The 5,578-nt window shown below is 44.4% G+C and carries 3 protein-coding genes; 1 reads left to right on the top strand and 2 read right to left on the bottom strand.

Annotated features, from left to right (window positions below; all coding sequences use genetic code 11):
* Positions 1-493: 493 nt before the first annotated feature.
* Positions 494-3,760: a DEAD/DEAH box helicase gene (locus tag F6J94_RS29270; protein WP_293046793.1), complete on the top strand. Its 3,267-nt coding sequence runs from the start codon at positions 494-496 to the stop codon at positions 3,758-3,760.
* An 807-nt stretch (positions 3,761-4,567) separates the two neighbouring features.
* Here F6J94_RS29270 and F6J94_RS29265 read toward each other — a convergent pair.
* Positions 4,568-4,774 (bottom strand): hypothetical protein, encoded by a 207-nt coding sequence (locus F6J94_RS29265; RefSeq protein WP_293046792.1) that lies wholly within the window; start codon positions 4,772-4,774, stop codon positions 4,568-4,570.
* A complete protein-coding gene (locus tag F6J94_RS29260; protein WP_293046791.1) occupies positions 4,764-5,084 on the bottom strand; it encodes a HigA family addiction module antitoxin in 321 nt (106 codons plus the stop codon). The genes F6J94_RS29265 and F6J94_RS29260 overlap by 11 nt, the downstream gene beginning before the upstream one ends.
* Between the last annotated feature and the right edge of the window lie 494 nt (positions 5,085-5,578).

Genomic DNA, 5,578 nt, shown 5'->3' with positions numbered 1-5,578 from the left:
TCTTTAAGACTTTCAATCCTACTGAATACTATCACTAATAGACATATATTTTACTTAAATTTTAACAATTTTTTCAGTACTATCTCAAAGTATTTAACCGTTTTATGTTATCATAAATATTGCTTAATTATACTAGTATATATCTAATTTTTTAATAATCGAATATATCTTAATATAACGGTAAATTATCTGGGGCTAATATCGCCGGATCAGCTAAACTAATTTAATTTTGCTTACCTCAATTCCAATCACATCAATTCCCTATAGGAATCCTAAATTAATTGTGATAATTTCTGTTCCCTACTCCCTACTCCCTGTTCCCTACTCCCTACTCCCTACTCCCTGCTCCCTACTCCCTACTCCCTACTCCCTACTCCCTTTGTTTTAAAATCTATTAAGATACTATAGCTGTTAATCCGAAGGGATAAATTCAGCCAATTTGATCGACAAAACCTGGACTAGATAACAGAAAAAGACACAAAAGTTACTTATTATGGCAACGTTACATGGCAGTTGGATACCTAGGGAAACTAGTGGTCATCTATTTATTTGGGGAGAAACCTGGCGCACGAAGGCGCAGATATCAACAACTGCCAATGAGATGTCATCTCACCCCTTTGGGATGACTGAGGAAGAATTGACGTCTTTTTTAGAGTCTCGTAGTCTGTCCATTGGTCAATTTTTAGAGGTGTCTGAGAAGGCTCGTTCAGGTAGTCGTAAGCGTGGCGCTCAACATCATCATCGGTGGCAGTCTCAAATTGTTCTCTTACCTACTCAACCATCATCCAAGGGTGAGCCAGGTTATCCAGTGCTGTCTAGCAAACTGTTGTTAGATAGTGCAGAGGATAGTGCAGAGGCTACCCAGTGGGAATTGCAACCATGGCAAGTGCAAGGGGTAAGTCTGGAACCGATGGCAGCGGTAAGATTCCTGCAAGCTTTACCCCTGGGCTCCTTTGAAGGCTCAGACGCTTACCTGGGAGGGGAGTTACGTTTTTGGTCTCAGGTGATGCGCTGGAGCTTGGATCTGCTGAATCGGGGTAAGTTTTTACCAGGACTGTACCGATTGCCTGATGGTAAGGTAAGGGCTTGCTGGCAACCTCTGATTGATAGTACTACCGATCAAGTCCGTCTAGAAACGTATATCAAGCTCATGCCCTCGGCTTGCTGTGCTTATCCACAACAGGTTAGTTCTCCACACTTGACCCTTCAAGCTAGAACCGATTTGGTTAAGGCTCAGGAATTGCTACTGGGATTCTTGAGTAGTGTGGTTAATACACAGGTGCATAATTTTGTCAAGGGTGAGTCGGTGCCAGTAGTAGATTCACCGATGGTGGAATGGTTGCGATCGCTTTCTTCTAATTTGTCTTCTAATTCAGATAATTCAGAAACCCTAGCCCTAGAGTCAACAACCCTAGGTCGATTAGCCGCAGCCCTCTCGACTTGGAACACTCCGGTGCAACAGAATTTAGTGACACCGACGTCTAAGACCTTCAGGCAAAATCTGTTTCGTACTTGTTTTATCCTGAAACCTCCTACCTCTGACCAAGAGAGTTGGTGCTTGGCCTATGGCTTACAAGCGGTTGATGACCCAGACCTGGTGGTGGATGCTGAGACAATCTGGAATTACTCCGGAGAGCGATTGGAGATTAACCAGCGAACCATTGAACAACCTCAGGAAACGTTCCTGAAAGGGTTAGGATTAGCGACTCGACTCTATCCTCCCATTGAACCGAGCTTACACCAACCCCGTCCTGAGTTTTGTGAGCTAACCATAGTAGATGTGTATGAGTTCATTAGGGCGAGTGCATGGCGGTTGCAAAACAATGGCTTGGGTATTGTCTTACCCCCAGGATTGAAACCAGGCACGGGAGCCAAACGCTTGGGGATTAGTCTTGTGGCGGAAGTGCCACCACAAAAGAAGAATCAACGGTTAGGACTCCAAAGCTTACTGAAGTTTAAGTGGCAACTGGCGATTGGAGATAAAACCATCTCGAAGCGGGAGTTTAATCGCTTGATGGCACTGAAATCACCGCTAGTGGAGGTGGATGGGGAATGGATGGCGTTACAACCGTCCGATGTCCGTGCAGCTCAAGAGATGTTTAAGGGTTCGACAGATAACATGACTCTGTCGGTAGAGGATGCTTTGCGGATCACTACTGGTGATAATAATACGTTGGCAAAACTACCAGTAGTGAAGTTTGAAGCATCGGGAGCGTTGCAAGAGTTAATTACTAATTTACAGGGGAATCAATCCCTGGAGCCGATTCCTCAACCAACTAGTTTTCAGGGGCAATTGCGACCCTATCAAGCTAGAGGGATGGGCTGGCTGGCGTTTCTGGAACGTTGGGGTTTGGGGGCTTGTCTGGCGGATGATATGGGCCTTGGTAAGACCGCACAACTGATTGCGTTTCTGTTGCATCTTCAGGAAGAAGGTACCCTCAATGGGCCTTGCTTAGTGGTATGTCCGACGTCTGTGCTAGGAAACTGGGAACGGGAAGTAAGGAAATTTGCGCCATCCCTGAAAACTATTGTCCATCACGGGGATAAACGCTCTAAAGGGAAAACCTTTGCTAAGGCAGTTAAGACTAAGCAGGTGATCATTACTAGTTATTCTTTAGTACATCGGGATGCGACTACCCTGGATGGGGTGGAATGGCAGGGGGTGGTGCTGGATGAAGCTCAGAATATTAAGAATCCTAGCGCTAAGCAATCCCAAGCGGTGAAGCAACTTTCCACTAGCTTTCGGATTGCCTTAACCGGTACTCCCGTCGAAAATCGGTTGTCGGAATTGTGGTCAATTATCGATTTTCTCAATCCTGGGTATTTAGGCGATCGCCAATTCTTCCAACGTCGATTTGCTGTACCCATTGAGAAGTTTGGCGACCGGGATTCCTTGCAGACCATGCGATCGCTAGTGCAACCGTTTATCCTCCGTCGCCTCAAAACCGATAAGTCTATTATTCAAGATTTGCCCGAAAAGCAGGAAATGAATGTTTTTTGTGGTCTTTCCGCAGCCCAAGCTACGGTTTATCAACAGTTGGTGGATGATTCCTTAGCACAAATTGAAGAAGCTGAGGGGATTAAGCGCAAGGGCATGATTTTGACCTTGTTGTTGAGACTCAAGCAATTGTGTAATCATCCCGCACTGTTGGAGAGTAAAGGGAAAAAGACGAAAGGGAAAACAGGAGATAATTCCTTGATGTCTAGCCAGCAGTCGGGTAAGTTACGACGGTTGGAAGAAATGTTAGAAGAAGCGATTTCTGAGGGAGACCGTGGCTTAATTTTTACCCAATTTTCGGAATGGGGGAAATTGCTGAAACCCTATTTAGAGGAAAAATTTGGCAAGGAAGTTTTATTCCTCTATGGCGCAACTCGTAAGAAACAACGGGAGGAAATGATTGATCGCTTCCAGAATGACCCCGATGGTCCATCGATATTTATTCTGTCTCTGAAAGCGGGTGGTACAGGATTGAATTTAACCAGAGCTAATCATGTGTTTCATGTAGACCGCTGGTGGAATCCAGCGGTGGAAAATCAAGCCACTGACCGCGTGTTTCGGATTGGTCAAAAACGCAATGTTCAAGTCCATAAGTTTATCTGTACTGGTACTGTGGAAGAAAAGATTAATGACATTATTGAAAGTAAGAAACAGTTAGCGGAACAAACTGTAGATGCTGGAGAAGATTGGTTGACGGAAATGAATACGGAACAATTGCGGGATTTGGTTTTGCTTGACCGGAGTGCGGTTATTGATGATTAATTTGAGGGAATCGGGAATCGGGAATCGGGAATCGGGAATCGGGAATCGGGAGCGTAGGGTGGGCAAAATTCTCTGATCTAGAATTGTTACAAGCACCAAAGGTTTTTTGCCCACCTGACCAGCCTACTGATCCCCCTAAATCCCCCTTAATAAGGGGGACTTTTTAAGACTTATACTGATACTTTTACCAGAGTGCGTAGGGTGGGCAAAATTCTCTGATCTAGAATTGTTACAAGCACCAAAGGTTTTTTGCCCACCTGACCAGCCTACTGATCCCCCTAAATCCCCCTTAATAAGGGGGACTTTTTAAGACTTATACTGATACTTTTACCAGAGTGCGTAGGGTGGGCAAAATTCTCTGATCTAGAATTGTTACAAGCACCAAAGGTTTTTTGCCCACCTGACCAGCCTACTGATCCCCCTAAATCCCCCTTAATAAGGGGGACTTTTTAAGACTTATACTGATACTTTTACCAGAGTGCGTAGGGTGGGCAAAATTCTATAATCTAGAATTGTTACAAGCACCAAAGGGTTTTTGCCCACCTGACAAGTCTACTGATCCCCCTAAATCCCCCTTAATAAGGGGGACTTTTTAAGACTTATACTGATACTTTTACCAGAGTGCGTAGGGTGGGCAAAATTCTATAATCTAGAATTATTACAAGCACCAAAGGGTTTTTGCCCACCAGCAGTTGGGTAAGATGGGCTGAATTGCTGAATTAAGGAATGAATAGGAGTAGAGTGGGCATCCTGCCAGCCCGAAAATATATTGAAACTGGCAAGATGCCAGTGTCTTGATGCAGTCGCTCATGGGGGAAACCACGCCAGTTGCTCATGGGGGAGACCCCCAAGACCGCACTGGCTCCCCAAGACCGCGCTGCATCGCTTCCACACCTGATGCCCATTCCACACCTGATGCCCCTTCCACCAAGATGCCCGTAAGCTGATAGCTGACAGCTGTTCGCGTAGCGTGCGCGTAGCGCTTAAGCTGACAGCTGATAGCTTACGCTTCATGGTCATTTGCCGCAATAGAAGCGAGGGGCTTGATCGTTTTCAAAATCTGATCAGCTAGGGTTGCTTCGGCTAGTTCAAGCTCATAATGTTGCTGGAGGTTTAACCAAAATTGGGGAGTAGTACCGAAGTATCTGGCTAGCCTCAGGGCTGTATCGGTAGTAATGGTTTTTTGGCCGTTTACGATGGCATTGATCTGTGTTATCGGTACATGGATATCCTCAGCCAGTTGATTCTGGCTGATGCCGAATGGTTTGATAAATTCTTCTAGAAGAATGTCACCGGGAGTAATAGGGGGAAGTTTGGTAGTCATTAGTGATAATCCACAATTTCAACATAAGTATTCAGCTATCAGCTATCAGCTATCAGCTATTAGCTATCAGTTATCAGCTTAAGCGCTACGCGAACAGTTTATCCGCTACTTGAGGTACTATCAGCATTCGGCTGACCGCTGAGCGCTGACACCTGACAGCTTAAAAATAATCAAGTTTTTGCCCACCCTAAAAGCTTCTTCAGTTTTGATAGTATTATTGAGATTATATATCTAACGTTTAATCTAAATTTCAATCCGTTTACCCTGAAACAATTTTTAGTAAATTCGTCAAATGTATAAACTTTAAGAGCTTCTTGTAAACAAGCGATCGTTTAATATTCCGTGCTTTCTGACCTTTGATTCGGTGATATTAAGTAATTAAAAGCCTCAAAGTTATAAACTGTAAGAGCTTCTTGGTAACAAGTGATCGCTTTTTCTATATTCTCTGCTTTCTGACCTTTGATTCGGTTACGGTAAGCAATAGAGAGATTATA

It is taken from the genome of Moorena sp. SIO1F2 (assembly GCF_010672755.1).
Taxonomy (GTDB): Bacteria; Cyanobacteriota; Cyanobacteriia; order Cyanobacteriales; family Coleofasciculaceae; genus Moorena.
Note: the sequence above shows the minus strand (reverse complement) of the source record. Positions and strands in the feature narration are given on the sequence as shown.

What these genes read in the sequence shown, in the direction of transcription:
- F6J94_RS29270 (WP_293046793.1), top strand. Translation starts at nt 494, where the DNA reads ATGGCAACGTTACATGGCAGTTGGATACCTAGGGAAACTAGTGGTCAT.
- F6J94_RS29265 (WP_293046792.1), bottom strand. Translation starts at nt 4,774, where the DNA reads ATGAAGCGTAAGCTATCAGCTGTCAGCTTAAGCGCTACGCGCACGCTA.
- F6J94_RS29260 (WP_293046791.1), bottom strand. Translation starts at nt 5,084, where the DNA reads ATGACTACCAAACTTCCCCCTATTACTCCCGGTGACATTCTTCTAGAA.